Below are 25,095 nucleotides of genomic sequence, written 5' to 3' on the forward strand. Positions count from 1 at the left end.
CGATCGATGAGTCGAGTCACGCGCGTCCGCGAAGAATACGAAATCCAGCTCGAACCCCTGCTGGAGGTCCCCCTGGAGCGGCGCCTGCCCCTGGGCCAGCGTCTCTGGCAACAGGGCTGGCTGCGCAAGGGGCTGATCCTGGCGCTGCTGGCGCTGGCCTGGGAGCTGGCGGCGCGGGTCCAGGGCAACGACCTGCTGCTGCCAGGCTTCCTGCAGACGGCCAGGGCCCTCGGCGAGGGCCTGGCCAGCGGCGAACTGCCGGCCAAGGCGGGGATCTCCCTGCTGGTGCTGTTCAAGGGCTACCTGCTGGGGATCGTCCTGGCCTTCGTTCTGACCAGCCTGGCGGTCTCCACGCAGTTGGGCCGCGACCTGCTCGGGACCCTCACGGCGATGTTCAACCCGCTGCCGGCGATCGCGCTGCTGCCGCTGGCGCTGCTCTGGTTCGGCCTGGGCCAGAACAGCCTGATCTTCGTGCTGGTGCATTCGGTGCTCTGGGCGCTGGCGCTGAACACCTATGCCGGTTTCCTCGGTGTCTCGGAGACCCTGCGCATGGCCGGGCGCAACTACGGCCTGCGCTTCGTCCTGCTGATCCTGGTGCCGGCGGCGCTGCCGTCGATCCTCGCCGGGCTGAAGATCGGCTGGGCCTTCGCCTGGCGCACGCTGATCGCCGCGGAACTGGTGTTCGGCGCGAGCAGCGGCAGGGGCGGGCTCGGCTGGTACATTTTCCAGAACCGCAACGAGCTGTACACCGACAAGGTATTCGCCGGCCTGGCGGTGGTGGTGCTGATCGGCCTGCTGGTGGAGAACCTGGTGTTCGGCAGCATCGAGCGCCTCACGGTGAAGCGCTGGGGAGTGCAACGCTAGGGCGGCGGACGGGTGGAGTGTTACGGCAACTTTCTCGGCAACTGTTGCGCTGGCGCGGCGGCAAAGCGGAGTAACGTCTTGCCCGCACCCACTTCAAAGGATGGAACGAATGTCGCTCTCCGTGGATCTGCTGCTGGCGTTCTCCCTGTTCGCCTTCGTCACCTCCGTCACGCCCGGTCCGAACAACACCATGCTGCTGGCCTCGGGGGTCAACTTCGGTTTCGTCCGCTCCATCCCGCACATCCTCGGGATCAGTTGCGGCTTCTTCATCATGGTGATGGCGGTGGGCTTCGGCCTGGGCACGGTGTTCGAGGCCTACCCGGTGCTGTACACCATCCTGCGCTACGTCGGCGCGGCCTACCTGCTGTACCTGGCCTGGAAGATCGCCACCTCCGGCCCGGCCGGCAACGACCCGGAGGGACGTGGCAAGCCGTTGAGCTACTGGGGCGCGGCGGCGTTCCAGTGGGTCAACCCGAAGGCCTGGGTGATGGCGGTCGGCGCCATCAGCACCTACACCCCGTTGCAGGGCTACTTCACCAACGTGGTGGTGATCTCGACGGTCTTCGCCCTGATCAACGCGCCGACCATCGGAATCTGGGCCGGTTTCGGCAGCATGCTGCGCAACGTGCTGCGCGATCCGCGCTGGCTGCGGGTGTTCAACGTAGGGATGGCGCTGCTGTTGGTCGCGTCGCTGTACCCGATCCTGGCGGAAAATCATTCGGCCTGACCTGTCACCACCCTATCAGTTGTATTAGCTCGTAACTCGTCGCCATTTCGTGAAGAGTTTTTCGCTCGGTGCCCAGCCTCGGAAGGGGGAGAGCGATGCAGGAGCGACATGGCTTACCGTTACGCAGCTTTTCGTCGGGCAAGGCGCTGACCGCGGGACGCGCAGCGCGCCCGGAGGTTGCGCAGGAGCGACGCTACCTGCAAGGCGCCCCGCTGGGGTTGGAACTGCCGGGGCGGATCGCCTTGCGCGACCCGCATTGCGCCTGGCAATGGTTCGAGCCGGAGGCGGCCGCGCAAGCGTTCCCGGCGGCGCACTGGCTGGCGGCGTTCCTGGTACTGCTGGGACGCTACGGCAACGAAGAGATCACCCTGGGTTTTCCCGAACCGATCACGGTGCGCGGGCGGCAGGCGCCCGCGCTGCTGCGTTCCGCCTACCGGGCGCTGGAGTCGTCCGCCGAACGTAGCGCGCGGCTGGCGGAAGAACTCGACGATGCCCGGCGGCAGCTCTCCGCCGAGGGCCAGGAGCGTGTCGCCCTGGCCGGGCGCTGCGCGGTCCAAGTGCTGGCGGCGCGACCGACGGCGAGCAGCCCCGGCTGGCTGGCCCTGGTGCTGGCGGCGGACGGCAGCGTCGGCCTGGCTCTGCGCGATCCCCAGTACGACGGATTGCGGCGCATCGCCGGCCATCTCGCGCGCCTGGCGCGCGGCCTGGTCGACGCCCAGGCCTGCGTCGGCCGGCTGCCCTGGCTGGACGCCGACGAAGAGCGCCGTTTGCAGGCCCTGCGCAGCGAGCCCCAGGCCGCGCCGCCGCGCGGCGTACTCCACCATCTGTTCGAGGCCCAGGCGCGGCGCACGCCGCAGCGCATCGCCGTGCACGCCGCCGACCGCAGCCTCAGCTATGCCGAGCTGGAGCGCGAAAGCGCCGCGCTCGCCGCGCGCCTGCGCGCCGCCGGGGTGGCTCCGGAGCAGCGGGTCGGGGTCTGCCTGCGGCGCGACAGCGGCCTGCTGGTCGGCCTGCTCGGCGTGCTCCGCGCCGGCGGTTGCTACGTCCCGCTGGACCCGGCCTATCCGGAGGAACGGGTGGCCTACATGCTCGACGACGCCGACTGCCTGCTGGTGCTGGTCGACGCGAGCACCCGCGAGCGGGTCGCCGCGCTGGGCCGGCCATGCCTGGCGCTGGAGGAGGGCGGCGACCAGGCGAACGACCTGGCGTCGCCCGCGAGCGAGGTCGGCGCAGACCACCTCGCCTACATCATCTATACCTCCGGATCCACCGGACGCCCCAAGGGCGTCGCCATCGAGCACGGCAGTGCCCATGCCTTCCTGCGCTGGGCCGGCCAGCACTACGCCGCCGAAGAGTGGAACGGGGTGCTGGCGGCGACCTCGGTGTGCTTCGACCTGTCGGTCTACGAGCTGTTCGGCACCCTGGCCGAAGGCGGCACGCTGCACCTGGTGGAGAACCTGTTCAGCCTGCCGGACTACCCGCGCCGCGACGAGATCAGTCTGCTCAATACCGTGCCCTCGGTGTGCGCCGCGCTGCTCGCCCTCGGCGACCTGCCGGGCGGGGTGCGCACGCTGAACCTGGCCGGCGAACCGCTGCGCGGCCACCTGGTGCGACAGATTCGTGGCCAACCCCAGGTACGGCGCCTGGTCAATCTCTACGGGCCGACCGAGGACACCACCTATTCGACGGTGCACGAACTGGACCTGCACGCCGAAGCGCTCGACGAGCCGCCCATCGGCCGACCGCTGCCCGGCACCACGGTGGAGGTGCTCGACGGCTTCGAGGCGCCGCTACCGCTGGGCGTGGCCGGGGAGCTGTACCTCGGCGGCATCGGCCTGGCGCGTGGCTATTTCGGCAAGCCGGAGCAGACCGCCGAGCGTTTCCGCGTCGATCCGGGCAGCGGCGAGCGCCGCTATCGCACCGGCGACCGCGTACGCATGCGCGAGGACGGCGTGCTGGAACACCTCGGCCGGCTCGACGACCAGGTCAAGTTCAACGGCTTCCGCATCGAGCTGGGCGAGATCGCCTCGTGCCTGGCGAGTTTTCCCGGGGTGAGCGAAGCCTGCGCCATGCTCACCGAGGACAGCGCCGGCCTGCGTCGGCTGGTCGGCTACCTGGCGGCGCCGTTCGCCCCGCCGCTCCAGGCGCTGAACGAGCACCTTGGGCAAAGCCTGCCGCACTACATGTTGCCGTCGGCGTTCGTGGTCCTGACGGAGCTGCCCAAGACGCTCAACGGCAAGATCGACCGCAAGGCCCTGCCGCGTCCCCAGGCGACCGACGCCGAGCCGCAGGCGCTGCCCGGCGATCCGCTGGAACAGGCGCTGCACCAGGCCTGGCAGGCGCAGCTTGGCGCGCCGCCGCGCGCCGGGCAGGGTTTCTACGCCGCCGGCGGCGATTCCCTGCGGGCGGTGCACCTGCTCGCGACGCTGCGCCAGCGACTGTCCCGCCGCGTACCGTTGCAGGCGTTCGCCGGTGGCCCGGCGACCCCCGAGGCCCTGCTGGAATTGCTGCGCCAGGCCGCGCCCGAGGGCGACGAGCCGGAGCCGAGCGCCGGCGCCGCCGGGCTGAGCCTCGCCGAACGGCGCCTGTGGGTGGCCCAGCAACTGGCGCCGGAGGACACCTCCTACAACCTGCTGGCCCACCTGCGCATAGTCGGCGCCACGGCCGACGCCATCGAACAGGCCTTGCGCCAGTTGCTGGAACGGCATGTGGCGCTGCGCCGGCGTGTCGAAACGGGCGTCGACGGGCCGCAGCCGCATGCGCTGGCGGCGCATGCGGTGCCCCTGCAACGCCTGCTGGCGAGCGACGCCGCCCACGCCGAGCGGCTGCTGGAGGATGGCGTGCGCCGTGAGGGCGCGCGAGTCTTCGACCTCGCCCACGAGGCGCCGGCGCGCCTGCTGCTGGTCGTCACCCGCGACAGCGCGCGCGCCGACCTCCTGCTCAGCGTCCATCACTACGCCTTCGACGATGTGTCGCTGGCGGTCTTCGCCGCGGAGCTGAAGACGCTGCTCGATGGCGGCCGCCTGGCCGCGCTCGCCAGCACGCCGGAACAGGTCGCCGCCCGCGAGCGCGCGGCGTTGGCCTCGGGCCGCCTGGAGCGCGTCGCCGAGCGCTGGGCGGAGCGTCTGTTGCCGCTGGCGAAGGCTCCCGGCGCCGCGGCGGCGCGCCGGGAGGAGCGCGGCGGGCGCGCCGGCCAGCGCCTCGCCCTGCCGGTTTCCGCCGCCGCCCATGCCGCCTGCCGGACGCTGGCCGAACGCGCCTCGGTAAGCCCGTTCAGCGCTGCGCTGCAAGCCTTCGCCGAAGTGCTCGGCGCCGAACTGGGCGTCGACGACCTGCTCGTCGGCGTGGCCCTGGCCGGGCGTTCGCGCCTGGAAATGCAGGGGCTGGTCGGCTGCTTCGTCAACCTCCTGCCGCTGGTGGTCGGCCTGCGTCCGGGGCAGTCCGCGGAGTGGCGCCTGCGCCAGGTCGGCCATGACCTGCTGGAACTGCTCGAACACCAGGACGTGCCCCTCGAATGCGTGACCCAGGCCCTGCACCAGCGCGGCGCCAGCGGCCTGCCGATCCGCATCGCCTGCGGCGCGCACAACGGTCGGGCGGCCCCGGCGGTGGATGCCGGGGTGCGCGTCGAAGCCGACTTCATCCCGGTGCCCGGCGCGCGCCTGGACCTGACGCTCTGGCTGGAAGACCAGCCGCAGGGCTGGCTGGCGGTCTGGACCGGGGCCAGCGCGATCTTCGACCTGCACCGCATCGAGCGCCTGCACCAGGCCTGGGAGCGGCGCCTGCTGGCGAACGCCGGCGAACCTACCTCGAAACGCATGTCGCCGGAGGGCTGCAACGCTTCCTGACGACTCGAGTCCCCCACGGAGAACAGCGATGGAACGAACAGCTCCCAGTCTCACCGGTCGCGGCTTCGCCCGGCCGCGCAATCTCACCCCGCGCAGCAGCGAGGCGCTGGTGCGGCGCCCGGCGGCGGAGCGCGACGGCCTGCCGCTGCTGATCGAGGCACAGGCTCCCGGCCTGTCCCTGGCCGACTGGATTCGCGAGCAGGGCCAGTCCCTGCACGACGACCTGAACCTGGCTGGCGGCCTGTTGCTGAGAGGCTTCGAGGTCGACTCGGCGGAGCGCTTCCGCGCAGCCGCCGCTGCCTTCGCCCCGCAACTGCTCGACTACAAGGAGCGTTCCTCGCCGCGCAGCCAGGTCAGCGGCGAGGTCTACACCTCCACCGAGCATCCGCTGGACCAGCCGATCTTCCTGCATAACGAGCAGTCCTATACCGCCGACTGGCCGCTGTACATCATGTTCCATTGCCAGGTGGCGCCGCTCGAAGGCGGCGCCACCCCGGTGGCGGCCAACCGGTTGGTGCTCCGCCACCTGCCGGACGAATTGCTGGAGCGCTTCGAGCGCCTGGGCATCCTCTACGTGCGCAACTACCGCGCTGGCCTCGGCCTGTCCTGGCGCGAAGCGTTCCAGACCGACAGCCGCGCCGAGGTCGAGGCGTTCTGCGCTGAGCACCGGATCGCCCATGCCTGGATCGGCGACGAGCACCTGCGCACCTGGCAGAGGCGCGCGGCGTTCCAGCGCCACCCGCATACCGGCGAGCGCCTGTGGTTCAACCACGGCATGTTCTTCCATGCCAGCAGTCTCGAGCCGGGCCTGCGCGATGCGCTGTTGCGCAGCGTCGCCGAGGAAGACCTGCCGTACCAGACCTACTACGGCGATGGCAGCCCGATCGAGGCGCAGACTCTGGCGACCATCCGCAGCGCCATAGACCGCGAGACGCGGCGCTTCGACTGGCGCGTGGGCGACGTGCTGATCCTTGACAACATGCTCGCCCAGCACGGCCGCGAGCCGTTCCGCGGGCCGCGCCGGATCCTCACCATCATGTCCACGCCGTATTCCGGCCTGGCCTCCGCCGATGTCCCGCCGACACCTTCGCGCCTGGCGCTCGGAGGTGCCGCATGAGCGCCTCGTTCAGCGCGCCGCGCCTGCGCCCGCGGCAGCTCTCGGCCGGCGACCTGGTGGAGGAGAGCCTGCTCGACCCGGCCAACGGCTACCTGCGCATCGTCCGTGCGCGCCAGCCGGGCATGGACCTGCGGCAATGGATCGCCGCCGCCGGCGCAGGGCTGCGCGACAGCCTGCTGCGGCACGGCGGCATCCTGTTCCGTGGCTTCGCGGTGGACGGCGCGGAGGGCTTCTCCCAGGCCGTGCAAGGCTTTTCGCCGAACATGCTCGACTACCTGGAGCGCGCGGCGGCGCGCCAGGAAGTGGCGCACCGGGTGTTCACTTCCACCGAGTTCTCGCCGGATGGCTGGATTCCGCCGCACCACGAAATGTCCTACTCGCACAACTGGCCGAGCTACATCCACTTCTACTGCCAGACGCCGCCCGCCACCCAGGGCCGCACGCCCCTGGCCGACGAGCGCCGGGTCAGCGCCCGGATACCCGAGGCGATCAGGCAGCGCTTCCTCCGCCATGGGGTGTGCTACGTGCGCAACTACGGGCCGGAGATCGACCTGACCTGGCAGGAAGGCTTCCAGACCGACAGTCGCGCCGAGGTCGAGGCCTACTGCCGGCAGACCGGTACCCAATGGACCTGGCTCGACGACCAGCGCCTGAATACCCGCCAGGTACGCCAGGCGATGGTGCGCCACCCGCTCAGCGGCGAGACGCTGTGGTTCAACCACGCGCACATGTTCCATGTCTCCAACATGCCGCCGGCCCTGGCCCGGGCCTTGCTCGACGAGGTCGGCGAACAGGGCCTGCCGCGCAACGCCTACTACGGCGACGGCAGCCCGATCGAGGCGGAGGTGCTGGACACCATCCGCGCCGCCTACCGCGAGGAAACCCGCGCGTTTGCCTGGGAGCGCGGCGATGTCCTGATGCTCGACAACTTCATCAGCGTCCACGGCCGCGAGCCGTACACCGGCGAGCGCAAGGTGCTGGTGGCGATGACCGACCTGCATGTCCACCAACCCTGAACCCGTGCGAGGGATAGCCATGAGTGCGTCAGAAGACCTGCAATCCGCTGTGCAACCGGCCGCGAGCGAAGCGCTCGAAGGATTCCCGCTGTCCCCCTTGCAGACCCGCGCCTGGCGCCGTCATGCCGAGCGGCCGGAAAATACCGTTGTCGGCGTGCGCCTGCACGCCCCGGCCGATCCCGCGGCGACGCTGGAGCGGCTGCGCCGGGCGCTGGACGGCGAGGCGCAACTGCGCGTGGCCTACCGGACGATGCCGGGCATGAGCCTGCCGGTGCAGGTACTGGATGGACGCGCGGCCGATCTGCTGGTCGAGCGCCTGCCGGGAGACGGCGACTGGGCCGGGCGCTTCGCGCGCGAAAGCGCACGTCTCGCCGCTGCCCCCCTGGGCGGGGAAGGCCAGCCGGTGCTGGCGCTCGGCCTGCTGCTGGACGCCGCCGGAGAGACGCTCCAGGGGCTGTTGCTGGCGGCGCCGGCGTTCGTCGTCGATGCGGCCAGCCTGGCGGCGCTGCTGCGCCGCGGCCTGGGGCAGGCCGGCCCGGCGAGCGCGGACGAGGGGGCCGAGGCGCTGCTGTTCCAGCATTTCTCCGAATGGGCCAACGAGGCGCTGGCCGGCGAAGACGGCGAAAGCGCCAGCGGCTACTGGCGCGAGCAGGCGGCCGCTGCGGCGGAGAATCCGCTGGCGCTGGCGGACGACCTGGGCGAAGGCGAGTGGACGGCGCGGCGCCTGCTGCCGCGCGCGCTGCTCGAACGCCTGGCCGCCAACGGCTTGCCGGAGGCGGCCGCCCTGCTGGCCTGGACCCAGGTCGCCGGGCAGTTCCAGGGCGACGAGGGACTGCCGCTGGAAATGGCGCGACTGGTCTCGGGGCGCCTGTTCAACGAGTTCGCCGAGCTGGCCGGACCGTTCGCCGGGGTCGTGCCGCTGTGCCTGGAGAATGTCCGCGCGGGCAGCGTCGGCGAGCGGCTCGACGCCCTCCAGGCGGCGATTCTCGCCCAGGAGGAGGCAGCGGCCCTGCGCGATCCCTTTGCCCCCGACTGGCCGCTCGCCGAGTTGGGCTTCGCCTGGCTGGCGGGCGAACTGGATGGCGCCGGGGTGGCCGAGCTGGATTGCCGGCAGCCGCCGCTGGGCGGGTTCCTCGAGTTGCAGGTGCTGCCCCACGGCGAAGGCCGGCTGGCCAGCCTGCGGGTCCGCCGCGACCATGACGGAACGCTGGCCGGGCGCTTGCTCGACGCCTGGGTCGAATGCCTGGAAAGCATCGCCGCCGACAGGCAACTGCCACTGGCCGGGCTGCCGTTGATCGGCGCGGCCGAGCGCGAGCGCTACCAGGCCTGGCAGGGCGAGCGCGTGGAGCCCGCGCCGGTGGAATCCCTGGTGGCCGCGTTCGATCTGCGCGCCGCCCTGCAGCCGCAGGCGCCGGCGTTGCTGGATGCCCACGGCAGCCTGGATTTCGCCACGCTGTGCGCGCGCAGCGAAGCGGTCGCCGAAGCGCTGCTGGCTGCCGGCGTGCGGCCCGGCCAGGCGGTGGCGGTGATGACCGGGCGCAACCGCGAGGCGATCGTCGCCCTGCTCGGGGTGATGCGCGCGGCGGCGGTGTACACCCCGGTCAATCCGGAGTTTCCGGCGGCGCGGGTGGAGCGGATGCGCGAAGCGGGCGGGATCGTCTTCGCCCTTGCCGATGCCGAGTGCGCCGGGCGCGCCCGCGAGGCCTTCGCCGGGGCCTGCCTGGACCTGTCGACGCTGCCGCTTGCCGGCAGCGGCATGAGCCTGCCGGCGCCGGGCGGGCGCGATGCGGCCTACATGATCTTCACCTCGGGCACCAGCGGCCAGCCCAAAGGCGTGGTGGTCGAGCACGCCAGCGCGCTCAACCTGTCCCAGGCCCTGGCGCGCACGGTATACGCAAACGTGGTGGGCGAGGGCCTGCGGGTGACGGTCAACGCGCCGTTCTCCTTCGACTCCTCGATCAAGCAGATTCTCCAGTTGCTCTCCGGCCATTGCCTGGCCCTGGTGCCGCAGGAGGTGCGCAGCGATCCGCAGCGGATGCTGGGGTTCCTCGAAGAACGGCGCATCGACGTGCTCGACTGCACCCCGTCGCTGTTCCGCCTGCTGCTCCAGGCCGGCCTCGACGATGCCCACCCGGCGCTGCCCGGGCGCATCCTGGTAGGGGGCGAGCGCTTCGACGAAGCGTCCTGGGAGGTCGCCGCCGGCTGGCGCCGCTGCCAGGTGTTCAATCTCTACGGTCCTACCGAAGCCACGGTGAACGCCAGCCTGGCGCGGGTCGCCGAGCATGCGCGGCCGACCATCGGCCGCGCCCTGGCCAACGTCGATCTGCATGTGGTCGATGGCCTCGGTCGTCGCAAGACCCGTGGCGCCAGCGGCGAACTGTGGATCGGCGGCGCCGGGGTGGCGCGCGGCTATGCCGGCGACGCCGGCGAGGCGGCCGGGCGCTTCCTCGAGGAGGGCTGGCCGGGCAGCGGCCGCCTGTACCGCAGCGGCGACCTGGTGCGCTGGCGCGCCGATGGTTGCCTGGAGTTCCTCGGGCGGATCGACGAACAGGTGAAGATCAACGGCTACCGCATCGAACTGGGCGAGATCCGCAGCGCGTTGCTGGAACACCCGGCGCTGGGCGAGGCGGCGGTACTCACCGACGAGGCCGATGCGGCCGAGCCGGGCGCGGATCGCCGGATCGTCGCCTTCGTCACCGCCGCCGGGGAGACCGCGGACGAGTCCTGGCTGGAAGTCGACCTGCCCAGCGGGCACCGGGTCGCCGGACTGAACCTCAACGAAACCGAGTACGTCTACCAGGAAATCTTCGTCGACGAGGTCTACAGCCGCGACGGCATCGTCCTGCCGCCGGATGCGGTGGTCCTCGACGTCGGTGCCAACATCGGCCTGTTCTCGCTGTACATCGCCAGCCGCGCGCCGCGCGCGCGAGTGGTCGCCTTCGAGCCGCTGGCACCGATCCGCCGGCGCCTGGAGGCCAACCTCGGACGCTACGCACCGCAGGTCGAGGTATTCGGCATCGGCCTGTCCGACGCCGAGCGCGAGGAAACCTTCACCTACTATCCGGGCTACTCGACCTTCTCCGGGATCGCCGAGTACGCCGACGCCAGCGGCGAACGCGACGTCATCCGACGCTACCTGAGCAACCAGGGCGAGGAGGGCGGGGCCAACCTGCTGCTGGACAACATCGACGAAATCCTCGACGACCGCCTGCGCGCCGAAGCCCACCGCTGCCGCCTGCGCCGCCTCGACCAGGTGATCGGCGAACTGGGCCTGGAGCGTATCGACCTGCTGAAGATCGACGTGCAGCGCGCGGAAATGGATGTGCTGCTCGGTCTCGACGATGCGGCGCTGGCCAAGGTCCGGCAGATCGTCCTGGAGGTCCATGACAAGCGCGACGGTGCCACCGCCGGCCGCGCCGATGCCTTGAGCGACCTGCTGCGCCGCCATGGCTTCGAGGTGAGCATCCGTCAGGACGCGCTGCTGGAGGGTACCGACCGTTACAACTGCTACGCGGTGCGCCTGGGCTATGCCGAGTCGCTGGCCGAGCGCATCGACTGGCGTGCGCTCGCGCCGCGCCCCGCCGCGGCCCTTGGCGGCGAGCTGAGCGAGCAGGCCCTGCGTGGCTTCCTCGAGGCGCGCCTGCCGGCCTACATGCTGCCGAGCCGGATCGCCCGGGTCGAACGCCTGCCGCTGACCGCCGAAGGCAAGCTCGACCGTCGCGCGCTGTTGGCGGCGCTGGCCGCCGAGGCGGCCGCGCAGCCCCTGGAAGCGCCGGCCAATGCCACCGAGGCGGCCCTCCTGGATATCTGGAAGAGCGTGCTGAAACGCCCGGCGATCGGCGTCAGCGACAATTTCTTCCAGGTCGGCGGCGACTCCATCCGCCTGATCCAGATGCAGGTCATGGCGCGCCAGGCCGGGCTTGCCTTTACCCTGCGCGACGTGTTCAACCACCAGAGCATCCGCGAACTGGCGCGCCTGCTGGCCGCTCCGGCGAGCCCGGCGGATGCGCTCGGGACCTCGGCGCCGCAGACGCTGGAGCCGTTCGCCCTGTTGTCGGCGGCGGAACGCAAGCGCCTGCCGGAGGGGCTCGACGACGCCTATCCGATGACCAGCCTGCAACAGGGCATGCTCCTGCAAAGCGAGGCCAGCGGCGATCCACGGCTGTTGCACAACGTCGTCCTGCACGAGGTGCATGGACGCCTGGACAGCGAGTTGCTGGCGCGCGCCTGGGCGATCCTGATCGGCCGCCACGCGATCCTGCGTACCGGCTTCGACCTGCACGGCGGCCAGGCGCCCTTGCAATGGGTCCACCCGGCCGTGGCGGTCGCCGCCGAAGTGCCGGTGCACGACCTGCGCGGCCTCGATGAGGAAGCCCGGCGCCTGCGCCTGCGTGCCTGGATCGAGGAAGAGCAGGCCACCCCGTTCGACTGGAGCCGCCCACCGCTGGTGCGCCTCGCCGCGCTGGCGCTGGACGAGCGGCGCTTCGCCCTGGGCGTCGCCGAACACCATAGCGTGCTGGACGGCTGGAGCCTGCAAAGCCTGGTGGACGAGCTGCTGGCGGTCTACGCCGACCTCCTCGCCGGTGTCGTCGCGCGGGAAGCGGAAGCGCCCGCGGTAGGTTTCCGCGACTACGTGGCGCTGGAGCGCGAGGCCGAGGCCAACGCCGCCTCGGCGCTGTTCTGGCTCGACTACCTGGCCGGTGCCCGTTACCGGCCGTTGCCCGGCCTGGCGGAGGAGGGGCCCCGGCGGATGGCGGCGGTCCGCGTGGACGTGCCGGCCGACAGCCTGCCGCGCTTGCGCACCCTGGCCGAACGCAGCGGCTTGCCCTTGCGTTCGTTGCTGCTGGCGGCGCATGGCCGGGCGTTGTGCCGCTTCAGCGATGCCGACGAAGTGGTCACCGGCTTCGTCAGCCACGGGCGCCCCGAGGAGCCGGGAGCGGACCGCCTGCTCGGCCTGTTCCTGAATACCCTGCCGTGCCGGCTGTCGGCTTCCGTCGATCTGCTCGACAGCGCCCGTCGCGCATTCGACTACGAGCGCGCGAGCCTGGAGCATCGGCGCCATCCGCTGGCGGCGATTCGCAGGCGCAACCGCGAGTTGCGCCTGGACAGCCTGTTCAACTTCGTCGATTTCCACCAGGACGACGCCGCGCCGGCGGCGGGAGTAAGGCACGGCGGCATCCTCGACCAGGTGGTGGTGGACGTCGACGTGCCGCTGGCGGTGGACTTCGAGGTGGCCGGCGAACGCCTCGAGGTGGGCTTCCAGTACGCCGCCGGACGTTTCCCCGCCGAGCGCGCCGAGGCATTGGCCGACGCCTACCGCGAGGCGTTGCTGGCGCTGCTCGAGGACCCGGCGCAGCCGCCCGCGGCGGTCCAGTCCGAGGACAGCGTGGAGCTGCGGCGGGTGCTCAAGGTGTTGTCCCGGGTGCTCGGCCGGCCGCTGGCGACCGACCAGGGCTTCGCCAGCGCCGGCGGGCATTCGCTGCTGGGCGTGCAGGCGATCGCCGAATTGCGCCGGCTGACCGGCAGGCAACTGAGCCTGGGGCTGTTGCAGGGCGATCCGGATGCCCGCGAAGTGGTGCGCCGCTGCCATGCCGCCGACGCGCCGCCGTTGCCGCCCGCCACCGAGCGCGCCCGGGCCCTGTGGCTGCAGCGCAGCGGGAGCGCGCAGCCGCGCCTGCGCCTGATCGCGCTGCCGCCCGCGGGCGGCAACGCCGGCACTTTCCGCGGTTGGGACGCGCGCCTGCCGGCGGACGTGGAGCTGCTGGCGATCCAGTATCCGGGGCGCCAGGAACGCCAGGACGAGCCATTCGTCACCGATGTAGAGGCCATGCTCTGTGCCATCGACGACGCGCTCCTGCCATTGCTCGACCGTCCGTTCGCCCTGGTCGGCGCCAGCCTCGGCGGCATGCTCGCCTACGAACTGGCGGCACGCCTGGAAAGCCTGCACGGCCTGCGCGCCAGGCAGTTGTTCGTGATCAGCAGCCGCGCTCCGGGGCCGGACCTGGAATACCCGCGCTTCCATGCGATGGGCGACGCCGAGTTGCTGCGAACCCTGCGTGAGTACGACGTGCTGCCGCTGGAAGTGCTCGACGACCCGGAGCTGCGCGAGATCAGCCTGGCTACCCTGCGCGCCGATTCGCGCCTGGCCGCCGACTATCGCTACCGGCCGCGCGAGCCGTTGGCCATACCGATCACCGCGATCCTCGGCGAGCAGGACCCGGGCGTCTCCAGGGCGGCCATCGACGGCTGGCGGCGGCACGCCAGCCGCTACGAGCTGGAGACCCTGGCCGGCGGCCACGGCCTGGTGGTGACGGCGGCGGAGGAGGTCTGCGCGATCCTGCGGCAGCGCCTGGCGGCCGATGTGCCTGGCGGCGTGCCGGCGAACCTGGCAACCTGAACCGCCGGCCCCTGCCGCCCGCCTGGCGGCAGGGGCCGGTGCCGTCCGTCTTCATTCGAGGTTGCCCATGGTTCTGCGCGAATACACCCAACGCCACCGGCTCGACGCCGTCGCCCCGGCCGACTACCACCGCCATCTGCCGGAGCAGGTCGCGCGCGGCCTGCCTTCCGCCGAGCTGGTGGTGTTCCGCGTCGCCGACGAGCATTCCGACACCGCGGCGTTCAGCGCACGCTACGGCTTTGGCCTGGAGGACTGCGCCAACACCCTGGTCCTGCGCTACAAGCGCGACGGCGCCGAAGGCTATGCCGCGGTGGTCAACCTGGGCTCGCGGCGGCTCGACGTGAACGGCGCGGTCAAGGCGCTGCTCGGGGCCCGCCGGCTGTCCTTCGCCGCCCGCGAGGTCGCCACCGAGCTGACCGGCATGCAGTTCGGCGGCATCACCGCGTTCGGCTTGCCCGAAGGCATGCCGCTGCTGGTCGACGCGGCGGTCTTCGAACGGCCGTTGGTGGTGATGGGCGCCGGGGTCCGCGAGACCAAGCTGCTGCTGTCCCCGGCACTGCTGAAAGACCTTCCCGGAGTGGTGGTCGCCGAACTCAGCGAAGCCGGTTGAACCCGCCGCGACTCTGCCAATTGTGGTAGGTGAAGCCTTCCGCCGTCTCTGCAACCATGCCCCCGCCCTGATCGCGACAAACGCCGGAATGCCCTGCGGTAGACGTTCGCGCCTGTGTTTCGAGGCGTTCGCGGCGGCCACGGCGGCGGTTCGTCGGACAGCCCCTCCGGATGCGTTTCCTACCTTCATCCGAGGAGCGGTAAATGATCAGGATCGACTTTTCCCAGTTGCACCAGGCCCGCGAAGATGCCGCGGCGGCCATGCCGAGCATCGCCGGCAAGAAGATTCTCATGGGCTTCTGGCACAACTGGCCGGCCGGCGCCGCCGACGGCTACCAGCAGGGCTCGTTCGCCAACATCGCGCTGGAAGACGTGCCGAGCGAGTACAACGTGGTCGCCGTGGCCTTCATGAAAGGGCGCGGCATCCCGACCTTCCAGCCATACAACCTGTCCGACGCGGAGTTTCGCCGCCAGGTCGGCGTGCTCAACGCCCAGGGCCGCGCGGTGCTGATCTCGCTGGGGGGCGCCGACGCGCACATCGAGCTGCACGCCGGGCAGGAGCAGGCGCTGGCCGCCGAGATCGTCCGCCTGGTGGAAACCTACGGTTTCGACGGCCTGGACATCGACCTCGAGCAGAGCGCCATCGACCTGGCCGACAACCAGCGGGTGCTGCCGGCGGCCCTCAAGCTGGTGCGCGAGCACTACGCCGGGCAGGGCAAGCACTTCATCGTCAGCATGGCCCCGGAGTTCCCCTATCTGCACAAGAACGGCAAGTACGTGCCTTATCTGCAGGCCCTGGAAGGCGTCTACGATTTCATCGCGCCGCAGTACTACAACCAGGGCGGCGACGGCCTGTGGGTCCAGGAGGCGAACGGCGGCAAGGGCGCCTGGATCGCGCAGAACAACGACGCGATGAAAGAAGACTTCCTCTACTACCTCACCGAGAGCCTGGCCACCGGCAGCCGCGACTTCGTGCGGATCCCGGCGCAGCGCCTGGCCATCGGCCTGCCGAGCAACGTCGATGCGGCGGCCACCGGCTACGTGATCGATCCCGCCGCGGTGAGCAATGCGTTTCGCCGCCTGGAGGCCGCCGGTCATGCGATCAAGGGCCTGATGACCTGGTCGGTGAACTGGGACGATGGCCTGAACAAGCGCGGCGAACGCTACAACTGGGAGTTCCGCAAGCGCTACGCCAGCCTGATCCATGACGGCGAGGGCGGCGACCAGCGCCCGGCGGCGCCGCAGGGCCTGCGTCTGCTGGAGCGCGGCGAGACCAGCCTGGTGCTGGCCTGGAACGCCTCCAGCGGGCAGCGTCCGATCGATTACTACAGCCTCTATCGCGACGGCGCCATGGTTGGCCAGAGCGCCGCGCTGGGTTCCACCGACAGCGGCCTGACGGCGGACACCCGCTACAGCTATTTCGTCACCGCCACCGATACCCAGGGCAACCAGTCGCTGCCCAGCGAAGGCCTGGAGGTCAGCACCAGCGGCGGGGCGGTGGATCCGCAATTCCCGCAGTGGCGGGAGAACCAGGCCTACCGGGTCGACGATGGGGTGACCTACGAGGGGCTGCGCTATCTCTGCCTGCAGGCGCACACCTCCAACAGCGGCTGGACGCCGCCGGTAGCCTTCACCCTCTGGCGGCCGCTGCGCTGAGGGGGCGGGCCGGTCCGCGCCGCGGGCCGGCCCTTTGGCCGGCGAGAACCACGCACGGGGCGGTGGCCTATCCATATGCGTTTTCGGTATTTCCGCTTGATCGTTCATGGCGGTTACCATCACAGCATAACTTGTTATAACAAGTGTCCGAGCCACTCCGACGAGCGAATCCGACCATGGGCAAACTGCTCCCGCTTTCTCCCGTGCCGCTGTACAGCCAGCTCAAGGAGCTGCTGCGCGGGCGCATCCTCGACGGCGTCTACCCGCCGCTCAGCCGCATGCCTTCGGAGAACGAGCTGGGCAAGGCCTTCGACGTCAGCCGCATCACCGTGCGCCAGGCGCTCGGCGACCTGCAGAAGGAAGGGCTGATCTTCAAGATCCACGGCAAGGGCACCTTCGTCGCTCGGCCGAAGGCATTCCAGAACGTCAGCACCCTGCAAGGCCTGGGCGAGTCCATGACGCAGATGGGCTACGAGGTCATCAACCGCCTGCACGGCCTGCGCTACGTGCCGGCCGGCGCGCAGGTGGCCGAGCGCCTGCGGGTGGAAGAGGGCAGCCCTGTGTGCGAGATCAAGCGGGTGCGCCTGGTCAACCGCGAGCCGGTTTCGCTGGAAGTCACCTACCTGCCGCAGGCACTCGGCGAGCGCCTGGAGAAGGCCGACCTGGTGACCCGCGACATCTTCCTGATCCTCGAGAACGATTGCGGCATTCCCCTCGGCCATGCCGACCTGGCCATCGACGCGGTGCTCGCCGACGCCGACCTGACCCGCGCCCTGGCGGTCGAGGAGGGCGCGCCGATCATGCGCATCGAGCGCCTGACCCATGCCGCCGACGGCGCGCCGCTGGACTTCGAATACCTCTACTACCGCGGCGACGCTTTCCAGTATCGCCTGCGCATCGATCGGCAGAAGGGAGAGCGGGCATGAACACCCTGGAGCAGGAATACGACATCGTGGTGATCGGCGGCGGCACCGCCGGGCCGATGGCGGCGATCAAGGCCAAGGAACACGACCGCGAACTGCGCGTGCTGCTGGTGGACAAGGCCAACGTCAAGCGCAGCGGCGCCATCAGCATGGGCATGGACGGGCTGAACAACGCCATCGTCCCCGGCCACGCCACGGCCGAGCAGTACACCCGGGAAATCACCGTGGCCAACGACGGCATCGTCAACCAGGCGGCGGTCTACGCCTATGCCAGCCACAGCTTCGAGACCCTGCGGCAACTGGATCGCTGGGGCGTCAGGTTCGAAAAGGACGAGACCGGCGACTATGCGGTGAAGAAGGTCCACCACATGGGCGCCTACGTGCTGCCGATGCCGGAAGGGCACGACATCAAGAAGGTGCTCTACCGCCAGCTCAAGCGTGCGCGGATCCCGATCGCCAACCGCCTGGTCTGCACCCGCCTGCTCACCGATGCCGAGGGCGCGGTGAACGGCGTACTCGGTTTCGACTGCCGCAGCGGCGACTTCCATGTGATCCGCGCCAAGGCGGTGATCCTTTGCTGCGGCGCGGCGGGCCGCCTGGGCCTGCCGTCCTCGGGCTATCTGATGGGTACCTACGAGAACCCGACCAACGCCGGCGACGGCTACGCCATGGCCTATCATGCCGGCGCCGAGCTGGCCAACCTGGAATGCTTTCAGATCAACCCGCTGATCAAGGACTACAACGGCCCGGCCTGTGCCTACGTCACCGGCCCGCTGGGTGGCTATACCGCCAACGCCAGGGGTGAGCGCTTCATCGAATGCGACTACTGGAGCGGGCAGATGATGTGGGAGTTCCACCAGGAACTCGAAGGCGGCAACGGCCCGGTGTTCCTCAAGCTCGACCACCTGGCGGAGGAAACCATCCAGACCATCGAGGACATCCTCCATGGCAACGAACGCCCCAGTCGCGGGCAGTTCCACGCCGGGCGCGGCACCGACTACCGCCAGCAGATGGTCGAGATGCACATTTCCGAGATCGGCTTCTGCTCCGGCCACTCGGCCTCCGGCGTGTGGGTCAACGAGAAGGCCGAGACCAGCGTGAAGGGCCTCTACGCCGCCGGCGACATGGCCGCGGTGCCGCACAACTACATGCTCGGCGCCTTCACCTATGGCTGGTTCGCCGGGCGCAACGCCGCCGAATACGTCGCCGGGCGCGCCTTCAGCGCGGTTGACCGCGCCCAGGTCGAGCGCGAGCGTGCGCGGATCGAGGCGCCGCTGCTGCGCGAGCACGGCCTGCCGGCGGCGCAGGTGGAGTACAAGCTGCGCCGGCTGGTCAACGACTACCTGCAACCGCCCAAGGTGACCCGCAAGATGGAATTGGGCCTGCAACGCATCCAGGCCATCGCCGAGGACCTGGAGCGGATCAAGGCGGACAACCCCCACGAGCTGATGCGCGCCCTGGAGGTCAGCGCGATCCGCGACTGCGCGGAGATGGCCGCGCGCGCCTCGCTGTTCCGCACCGAGAGCCGCTGGGGCCTGTACCACCATCGGGTGGACTATCCGCGGCGCGACGACGAGGCCTGGTTCTGCCACGCGCACCTGAAGAAGGACGAACAGGGGCGCATGGCCAGCTTCAGGAAACCGGTCGAACCCTACCTGTTCGCCATCGACGAGGGCGAACAGCAGGCCTACCAGCGCCTGCGGCTGAGGAACGACGCCGCATAGGGCCCCGCGCCCCGGCGTAGTACCGCTAGACACCGAGCCCGCCGCCACGAAAGCGGGCCAGATCGAACCACGAGGACCGCGTGCCATGGCCTACCGACCCCAGGACATCTTCTTCCGCAGCAGCGCCCCGGTGACCATCGACGAAGACCGCTGCATCGCCGACAAGGGCTGCACCGTCTGCGTCGAGGTCTGCCCGATGGACCTGCTGGCCATCGATCCGACGACCCGCAAGGCCTACATGGCCTACGACGAGTGCTGGTACTGCATGCCTTGCGAAAAGGACTGCCCGACCGGCGCGGTGAAGGTGGAGATTCCCTACCTGCTGCGCTGACGCCCGCTCCCGGCAAGCGAGGCACAACCCGCCATCCGGCCACTCCCGGACGCCACCCTGAAACACCCCTCGTTTCCCTCCACCGTCCGGGTGGCGGAGACGATTCCCATGACCCTGATTCGAGGGGAAACCCCATGCGACTGCGTGCAATCCTGGCCAGCCTGGCGCTGGATTTCCCGCGCCCTCGCGACGCCCGGCTGGTGACCAGTGCCGACTTCGTGCGCCTGAAGCGCCACTGCCTGGAACTGCTCGACCACGACGACGGCCGCCAGTGGCCGCGCCTGACCCCGCTCGGCCTGCCGCCGGGCATTACCTCGGACCGACTGCGGATCGCCATATGACCTGTGAAAACGCCACCCTGCCCGAAATCCTCGAACTGTCGCCGCGCCTGGAGGACGCCGATCCCGGCGTGCGTCGCCTGGCGCTGATCGAACTGGCCGACCTGGAGCTGCCGGAGGCGCTGCCGTTGCTGGTTGCGGCCCTGCGCGGCGATCCCGACCCCGGCGTGCGCGGCGAGGCCGCGCGCCTGCTGGAGGCCTGGGAGGAAGACGCAGTGGTCGATGCGCTTTGCGCGGCCCTGGCCGATCCGCTGCCGGCGGTGGCCGAGGCCGCCGCGCAGAGCCTTGGCGAACTCAAGGAACAGGCCGCCGGGCGGCGCCTGCTGCCGTGGCTCGGGCATGCCGATGCCTTCGTCCGCGCCAGCGTATTGCGTGCGTTGCGCGAACTGCGCCTGGAGGAGAGCGCCGCGCCGGCCCTGGCCGCCCTCGGCGATCCGCAGGCGGCGGTGCGCCGCGAGGCGGTGGCGGTACTCGGCTGGCTCCGCCACCAGCCGGCCCTGGCCGAACTGGCCAGGCTGGCTAGCGCCGATGTCGACCCAGAGGTACGCCGGGCGGCCACCGGCGCCCTCGGCCTGAGCCGCGAGGTGACGGTGCTGCCGGCGCTCTGCGCGGCGCTGGCGGACGCTCAATGGCAGGTTCGCGAAGAGGCGGCGACGACCCTTGGCAAGCTGGGCCGGGAGGAGGCCGGCGAGCCGCTGCTGAAGGCCCTGGCGGACGACTACTGGCAGGTCCGCCTGCGCGCCGCCCGCGCACTCGGGCGCTTGCGCCACAGGCCGGCGCGGGAGGCGCTGGAAGCGTTGCTCGGCCATCCCATCGGCAACCTGCGCAAGGAGGCCGCCCTGGCCCTCGGCGAACTGGCGGACCCGGCCTCGGCCCAGGCCTTGCGGGTCGCCGAAGGCGACGGCGATCCCGAGGTGCGCAAGGCGGTGCGCATCGCCCTGGCGCAACTGCGGGTGCCGGCATGACCCAGCCGCCGCTGCGCCTGCGCAATGCCGCCAGGGACGGCTGGCTGATTCTCGAATGGGCGGACGGCGCGGTCAGCCGGATCGACCATGCCCGCTTGCGCGCCGCCTGTCCCTGTGCGCAATGCCGGGCGCAGCGCCTGCGCGGACGGATCGACGCGGCGGAGCAGCGCGTGCGCCTGCGCGATATCCGCCTGCAGGGCTACGGCGTGCAGTTGGTGTTCGACGATGGTCACGAGCGCGGTATCTACCCCTGGTCCTATCTGCGCGACGAACTCTGAGCGGAGGATTGTTTCGCTATCGGAAACAACGTGAAGCGCGCTCATGGGTATCAGGTTGTTTCCGCGCTCCGCGATCTTCACCGTAGCCGCTCTGCGCCTCGGTCGTCCTGAGCGAGAGCGCCAGGGCTTGGCTTCGTTGTCGTTTATGTAACAGTGTTTTCCAGCCTGAAACGTTTCAGCTTTGCCCGCAAAGTCCTTATCATTCGCAAATTAACCATTGTTCTGCTTGGCTCAGATCATGAGCCCTCTTCATATACCCTTGTTCCTGGCAAGGGTATCGAGGGAGTAGAGCGGTCGCTGCGTGCGGCCAGTCGACCATTCGCAACGAGGAAGCGTTCGCGTGAAATCCCATCTTCTCCGCCCGGCCCTGCGCCCCGTGGCGGGCAGCCTGCTGTCCGCCTCCCTGCTGTGCAACGCGGCGCACGCCGCCGAGGCGTTCTCGCCGAACTCGAAATGGATGCTCGGCGACTGGGGCGGCAAGCGCACCGAGCTGCTGGAGAAGGGCTACGACTTCAAGCTGGAGTACGTCGGCGAGGCGGCGGCCAACCTCGACGGCGGCTATGACGACGACAAGACCGGGCGCTACACCGACCAGTTCGCCCTGGGCGTGCACATGGACCTGGAGAAGATCCTCGGCTGGAAGGCCGCCGAGTTCCAGTTCACCGTCACCGAGCGCAACGGCAAGAACCTTTCCAACGACCGCATCGGCGACCCGCGTGCCGGGCACATCAGCTCGGTGCAGGAGGTCTGGGGCCGCGGGCAGACCTGGCGGCTGACCCAGCTGTGGCTCAAGCAGCAGTACTTCGACGGCGCGCTGGACGTGAAATTCGGCCGTTTCGGCGAGGGCGAGGACTTCAACAGCTTCCCCTGCGATTTCCAGAACCTGGCCTTCTGCGGCTCGCAGGTGGGCAACTGGGCGGGGAGCATCTGGTACAACTGGCCGGTCAGCCAGTGGGCGTTGCGGGTGAAGTACAACTTCGCGCCGGACTGGTACGTGCAGGTCGGCGCCTACGAGCAGAACCCGTCGAACCTGGAGACCGGCAACGGCTTCAAGATGAGCGGCAGCGGGACCAAGGGCGCGCTGCTGCCGGTGGAGCTGATCTGGCAGCCGAAGGTCGGCGCCGAGCAACTGCCGGGCGAGTACCGGCTGGGCTACTACTACAGCACGGCGAAGGCCGATGACGTCTACGACGACGTCGACGGCCAGCCGCAGGGGCTGACCGGCAACGACTTCAAGTCGCGCGGCAGCAAACATGGCTGGTGGGTGGTGGCGCAGCAGCAGGTCACTTCGCACAACGGCGATGCCTCGCGCGGGTTGAGCCTGTTCGCCAACCTGACGGTCCACGACAAGGCGACCAACGTGGTGGACAACTACCAGCAGCTCGGGGTGGTCTACAAGGGGCCGTTCGACGCGCGGCCGAAGGACGACATCGGCCTGGGCATCGCGCGCATCCACGTCAACGACGATGTGAAGAAGCGCCAGCGCCTGGTGAACCAGGTGAACGGCATCGACGATTACGACAACCCGCTGTACCAGCCGCTGCAGGACACCGAGTACAACGCCGAGCTGTACTACGGGGTGCATGTGACCGACTGGCTGACGGTGCGGCCGAACCTGCAGTACATCAAGCAGCCGGGCGGGGTCGACGAGGTCGACAACGCGCTGGTGGCGGGGATCAAGATCCAGACGGTGTTCTAGGCTGTTGCTTCGGACAACCGCGATTCGGTCATGGCCAGCGGCCATTTCTTCAGCGCCGCCCAACGCGGCGCGGCGGGCTGAACAGCCCGGCGTGCAGAACGTAATAGGAGAGTAAGCAATGCCTGTCATCAACCCCGAAGGGAGTACCGGACGATGAGCGAAGGTAACCACAGTCGATCGCGCCTGCTGCCGAGCCTGCTCGGCCTGTTGATCCTGCTGTCCGGCCTGGCGCTGCTGGCCGGCGGCATCAAGCTGGCGAGCCTGGGCGGCTCGCTGTACTACCTGCTGGCCGGCATCGGCCTGGCCCTGAGCGGGCTGTTGCTGCTGCTGGGCAAGCGTGCGGCGCTAGGCCTGTACGCCCTGGTGCTGTTCGCCAGCACCGTCTGGGCGCTGTGGGAAGTCGGCCTGGACTGGTGGCAACTGGTGCCGCGCCTGGCCCTGTGGTTCGTCTTCGGCCTGCTGCTCTGGCTGCCCTGGTTCCGTCGTCCGCTGCTGGCCGAGGGGCCGGCGCCGCTGGGCACCGCGGCGCTGGGCGTGGCGGTGGTCCTGGCCGGCGCCGCCGCGGTGGGCAGCCAGTTCACCAATCCGGGGCAGATCGTCGGTCGCATCGACCGCGACAGCGGCATGACCAGCACCGCCCCGGCGATGCCGGACGGCGACTGGCAGGCCTACGGCCGCACCGAGTTCGGCGACCGCTACTCGCCGTTGAAGCAGATCACCCCGGCCAACGTCGGCCAGCTCGAGGAAGCCTGGCGCATCCGTACCGGCGACCTGCCGACCGCCGACGATCCGCTGGAACTGACCAACGAGAACACCCCGCTGAAGGTCAACGGCATGCTCTACGCCTGCACCGCGCACAGCAAGGTGCTGGCCCTCGACCCGGACACCGGCGCGGAAATCTGGCGCTTCGATCCGCAGATCCAGAGCCCGGTAGGCTTCAAGGGCTTCGCCCACATGACTTGCCGTGGCGTCTCCTACTACGACGAAGAGCAGTACGCCAGGAGCGACGTCGGCGCGCCGCCGGCCGCGCTCTCCGAGGCCGGCAAGGCGGTCGCCGCCAGTTGCCCGCGGCGCCTGTTCCTGCCCACCGCCGACGCCCGCCTGATCGCGATCAACGCCGACAACGGCAAGGTCTGCGAGGACTTCGGGGTCAAGGGCGCGGTCGACCTGACGGCCGGCATCGGTCCGTTCACCCCGGGCGGCTACTACTCCACCTCGCCGGCGGCGGTCACCCGCAACCTGGTGATCATCGGCGGCCACGTCACCGACAACGAGTCGACCAACGAGCCGTCCGGGGTGATCCGCGCCTTCGACGTGCACGACGGCAAGCTGGTGTGGAACTGGGACAGCGGCAACCCGGACGAGACCGAGCCCCTGGCTCCCGGCAAGTTCTATACCCGCAACTCGCCGAACATGTGGTCGCTGGCCAGCGTCGACGAGAAGCTCGGCCAGGTCTACCTGCCGCTGGGCAACCAGATGCCCGACCAGTGGGGCGGCAACCGCACCCCCGGTGCCGAGAAGTTCAGCGCCGGCCTGGTGGCTCTCGACCTGAACACCGGCAAGCTGCGCTGGAACTACCAGTTCACCCACCACGACCTGTGGGACATGGACGTCGGCAGCCAGCCGACCCTGCTCGACCTGAAGACCGCCGATGGCGTCAAGCCGGCGCTGATCGCGCCGACCAAGCAGGGCAGCCTGTACGTGCTGGACCGCCGCGACGGCACGCCGATCGTGCCGATCCGCGAAGTGCCGGCGCCGCAGGGCGCGGTGGAGGGCGATCATACCGCGCCGACCCAGGCGCGTTCCGACCTCAACCTGCTGCGCCCGCCGCTGACCGAGCGCGACATGTGGGGCAGCAGCCCGTTCGACCAGATGCTCTGCCGCATCCAGTTCCGCTCGCTGCGCTACGAGGGCCAGTACACCCCGCCGTCGGAGCAGGGCAGCCTGATCTATCCGGGCAACGTCGGGGTGTTCAACTGGGGCGGGGTGTCGGTCGACCCGGTGCGCCAGATCCTCTTCACCAGCCCCAACTACATGGCCTTCGTCTCGCAGATGGTGCCGCGCGACAAGGTGCCCAGCGGAAGCAAGCGCGAGGGCGAGACCAGCGGCGTGCAGCCGAACACCGGCGCGCCCTACGCGGTGATCATGCATCCGTTCATGTCGCCCATCGGCCTGCCGTGCCAGGCGCCGTCCTGGGGTGACGTGGCGGGTATCGACCTGACCACCGCCAAGGTCGTCTGGCAGCACAAGAACGGCACCAGCCGCGACAACACCCCGGTGCCGATCGGCCTCACCGTCGGTGTACCGAGCATGGGCGGCTCGATCACCACCGCCGGCGGCGTGGCCTTCCTCAGCGGCACGCTCGACCAGTACCTGCGCGCCTACGACGTGAAGGACGGCAAGCAGCTCTGGCAGGCGCGCCTGCCGGCCGGCGGCCAGGCCACGCCGATGAGCTACACCGGCAAGGACGGTCGCCAGTACGTGCTGATCGTCGCTGGCGGACACGGCTCCTTCGGCACCCGCATGGGCGACTACATCATCGCCTACGCCCTGCCCAGGCAATGACCCGCCCACCGGGAGCCCACAGCCGGCTCCCGGCCTTCCGG

The 25,095-nt window shown here is 70.1% G+C and carries 15 protein-coding genes and 1 pseudogene; all 16 read left to right on the forward strand.

Translation table 11 applies throughout. The features are described 5' to 3' along the window. The first annotated feature begins 6 nt into the window (after positions 1 to 6). The 16 genes and pseudogenes from M6E97_RS10890 (at position 7) to M6E97_RS10965 (ending at position 25,054) form a co-directional block, all read left to right on the forward strand. A complete protein-coding gene (locus M6E97_RS10890; RefSeq protein ID WP_034005070.1) occupies positions 7 to 864 on the forward strand; it encodes an ABC transporter permease in 858 nt (285 codons plus the stop codon). Between the two features lie 109 nt (positions 865 to 973). Next, complete coding sequence (locus M6E97_RS10895) at positions 974 to 1,591, forward strand: LysE family translocator (RefSeq protein ID WP_003089383.1); 618 nt, start codon at positions 974 to 976, stop codon at positions 1,589 to 1,591. A gap of 95 nt (positions 1,592 to 1,686) precedes the next feature. Next, on the forward strand, positions 1,687 to 5,436 hold the full coding sequence (locus M6E97_RS10900; RefSeq protein ID WP_034005069.1) for a non-ribosomal peptide synthetase: 3,750 nt from the start codon (positions 1,687 to 1,689) through the stop codon (positions 5,434 to 5,436). Between the two features lie 28 nt (positions 5,437 to 5,464). Then, complete coding sequence (locus M6E97_RS10905; protein WP_003089373.1) at positions 5,465 to 6,553, forward strand: TauD/TfdA family dioxygenase; 1,089 nt, start codon at positions 5,465 to 5,467, stop codon at positions 6,551 to 6,553. Further along, positions 6,550 to 7,569 carry a TauD/TfdA family dioxygenase gene (locus M6E97_RS10910; protein ID WP_003131730.1) on the forward strand — a complete coding sequence of 340 codons (1,020 nt, stop codon included), beginning with the start codon at positions 6,550 to 6,552 and terminating at the stop codon, positions 7,567 to 7,569. Before M6E97_RS10905 ends, M6E97_RS10910 begins: the two co-directional genes overlap by 4 nt. Before the next feature lie 19 nt (positions 7,570 to 7,588). Next, positions 7,589 to 13,966 (forward strand): non-ribosomal peptide synthetase, encoded by a 6,378-nt coding sequence (locus M6E97_RS10915; protein WP_034005067.1) that lies wholly within the window; start codon positions 7,589 to 7,591, stop codon positions 13,964 to 13,966. 67 nt (positions 13,967 to 14,033) lie between these two features. Continuing rightward, positions 14,034 to 14,576, forward strand: coding sequence for a YbaK/EbsC family protein (locus tag M6E97_RS10920; RefSeq protein WP_003089366.1), 543 nt, complete (start codon positions 14,034 to 14,036; stop codon positions 14,574 to 14,576). Between the two features lie 203 nt (positions 14,577 to 14,779). Next, positions 14,780 to 16,231 (forward strand): carbohydrate-binding protein, encoded by a 1,452-nt coding sequence (locus tag M6E97_RS10925; RefSeq protein ID WP_003089363.1) that lies wholly within the window; start codon positions 14,780 to 14,782, stop codon positions 16,229 to 16,231. A gap of 176 nt (positions 16,232 to 16,407) precedes the next feature. Next, positions 16,408 to 17,157, forward strand: coding sequence for a GntR family transcriptional regulator (locus M6E97_RS10930; protein WP_003089358.1), 750 nt, complete (start codon positions 16,408 to 16,410; stop codon positions 17,155 to 17,157). Beyond that, positions 17,154 to 18,878, forward strand: a complete 1,725-nt coding sequence (locus M6E97_RS10935) for a fumarate reductase/succinate dehydrogenase flavoprotein subunit (protein ID WP_003139390.1) — start codon at positions 17,154 to 17,156, stop codon at positions 18,876 to 18,878. The genes M6E97_RS10930 and M6E97_RS10935 overlap by 4 nt, the downstream gene beginning before the upstream one ends. A gap of 85 nt (positions 18,879 to 18,963) precedes the next feature. Beyond that, a complete protein-coding gene (locus tag M6E97_RS10940; protein WP_003089354.1) occupies positions 18,964 to 19,209 on the forward strand; it encodes a 4Fe-4S dicluster domain-containing protein in 246 nt (81 codons plus the stop codon). Between the two features lie 149 nt (positions 19,210 to 19,358). Continuing rightward, positions 19,359 to 19,550 (forward strand): annotated as a pseudogene (locus M6E97_RS10945) (ABC transporter ATP-binding protein); the annotation flags it as partial. Further along, positions 19,547 to 20,512: a HEAT repeat domain-containing protein gene (locus M6E97_RS10950; protein WP_034005066.1), complete on the forward strand. Its 966-nt coding sequence runs from the start codon at positions 19,547 to 19,549 to the stop codon at positions 20,510 to 20,512. The pseudogene M6E97_RS10945 and the gene M6E97_RS10950, both read left to right, overlap by 4 nt. Beyond that, the gene (locus M6E97_RS10955; protein WP_023091783.1) at positions 20,509 to 20,790 is read left to right on the forward strand and encodes a DUF971 domain-containing protein; all 282 of its coding nucleotides are present in this window, start codon (positions 20,509 to 20,511) and stop codon (positions 20,788 to 20,790) included. Before M6E97_RS10950 ends, M6E97_RS10955 begins: the two co-directional genes overlap by 4 nt. A 340-nt stretch (positions 20,791 to 21,130) precedes the next feature. Further along, a complete protein-coding gene (gene oprB, locus M6E97_RS10960; RefSeq protein WP_015502915.1) occupies positions 21,131 to 22,489 on the forward strand; it encodes a carbohydrate porin OprB in 1,359 nt (452 codons plus the stop codon). Positions 22,490 to 22,642: 153 nt separating this feature from the next. Continuing rightward, positions 22,643 to 25,054, forward strand: coding sequence for a glucose/quinate/shikimate family membrane-bound PQQ-dependent dehydrogenase (locus tag M6E97_RS10965; protein WP_003131774.1), 2,412 nt, complete (start codon positions 22,643 to 22,645; stop codon positions 25,052 to 25,054). Positions 25,055 to 25,095: the final 41 nt, after the last annotated feature.

Origin of the sequence: Pseudomonas sp. B111 (genome assembly GCF_026428275.1) — a bacterium.
GTDB classification, from domain to species: Bacteria; Pseudomonadota; Gammaproteobacteria; order Pseudomonadales; family Pseudomonadaceae; genus Pseudomonas; species Pseudomonas aeruginosa.

Coding starts and splice junctions, on each gene's coding strand:
- M6E97_RS10920 (WP_003089366.1), top strand. CDS start 14,034: ATGGTTCTGCGCGAATACACCCAACGCCACCGGCTCGACGCCGTCGCC.
- M6E97_RS10925 (WP_003089363.1), top strand. CDS start 14,780: ATGATCAGGATCGACTTTTCCCAGTTGCACCAGGCCCGCGAAGATGCC.
- M6E97_RS10905 (WP_003089373.1), top strand. CDS start 5,465: ATGGAACGAACAGCTCCCAGTCTCACCGGTCGCGGCTTCGCCCGGCCG.
- M6E97_RS10935 (WP_003139390.1), top strand. CDS start 17,154: ATGAACACCCTGGAGCAGGAATACGACATCGTGGTGATCGGCGGCGGC.
- M6E97_RS10910 (WP_003131730.1), top strand. CDS start 6,550: ATGAGCGCCTCGTTCAGCGCGCCGCGCCTGCGCCCGCGGCAGCTCTCG.
- M6E97_RS10940 (WP_003089354.1), top strand. CDS start 18,964: ATGGCCTACCGACCCCAGGACATCTTCTTCCGCAGCAGCGCCCCGGTG.
- M6E97_RS10890 (WP_034005070.1), top strand. CDS start 7: ATGAGTCGAGTCACGCGCGTCCGCGAAGAATACGAAATCCAGCTCGAA.
- M6E97_RS10895 (WP_003089383.1), top strand. CDS start 974: ATGTCGCTCTCCGTGGATCTGCTGCTGGCGTTCTCCCTGTTCGCCTTC.
- M6E97_RS10930 (WP_003089358.1), top strand. CDS start 16,408: ATGGGCAAACTGCTCCCGCTTTCTCCCGTGCCGCTGTACAGCCAGCTC.
- M6E97_RS10965 (WP_003131774.1), top strand. CDS start 22,643: ATGAGCGAAGGTAACCACAGTCGATCGCGCCTGCTGCCGAGCCTGCTC.
- M6E97_RS10900 (WP_034005069.1), top strand. CDS start 1,687: ATGCAGGAGCGACATGGCTTACCGTTACGCAGCTTTTCGTCGGGCAAG.
- M6E97_RS10915 (WP_034005067.1), top strand. CDS start 7,589: ATGAGTGCGTCAGAAGACCTGCAATCCGCTGTGCAACCGGCCGCGAGC.
- M6E97_RS10955 (WP_023091783.1), top strand. CDS start 20,509: ATGACCCAGCCGCCGCTGCGCCTGCGCAATGCCGCCAGGGACGGCTGG.
- M6E97_RS10950 (WP_034005066.1), top strand. CDS start 19,547: ATGACCTGTGAAAACGCCACCCTGCCCGAAATCCTCGAACTGTCGCCG.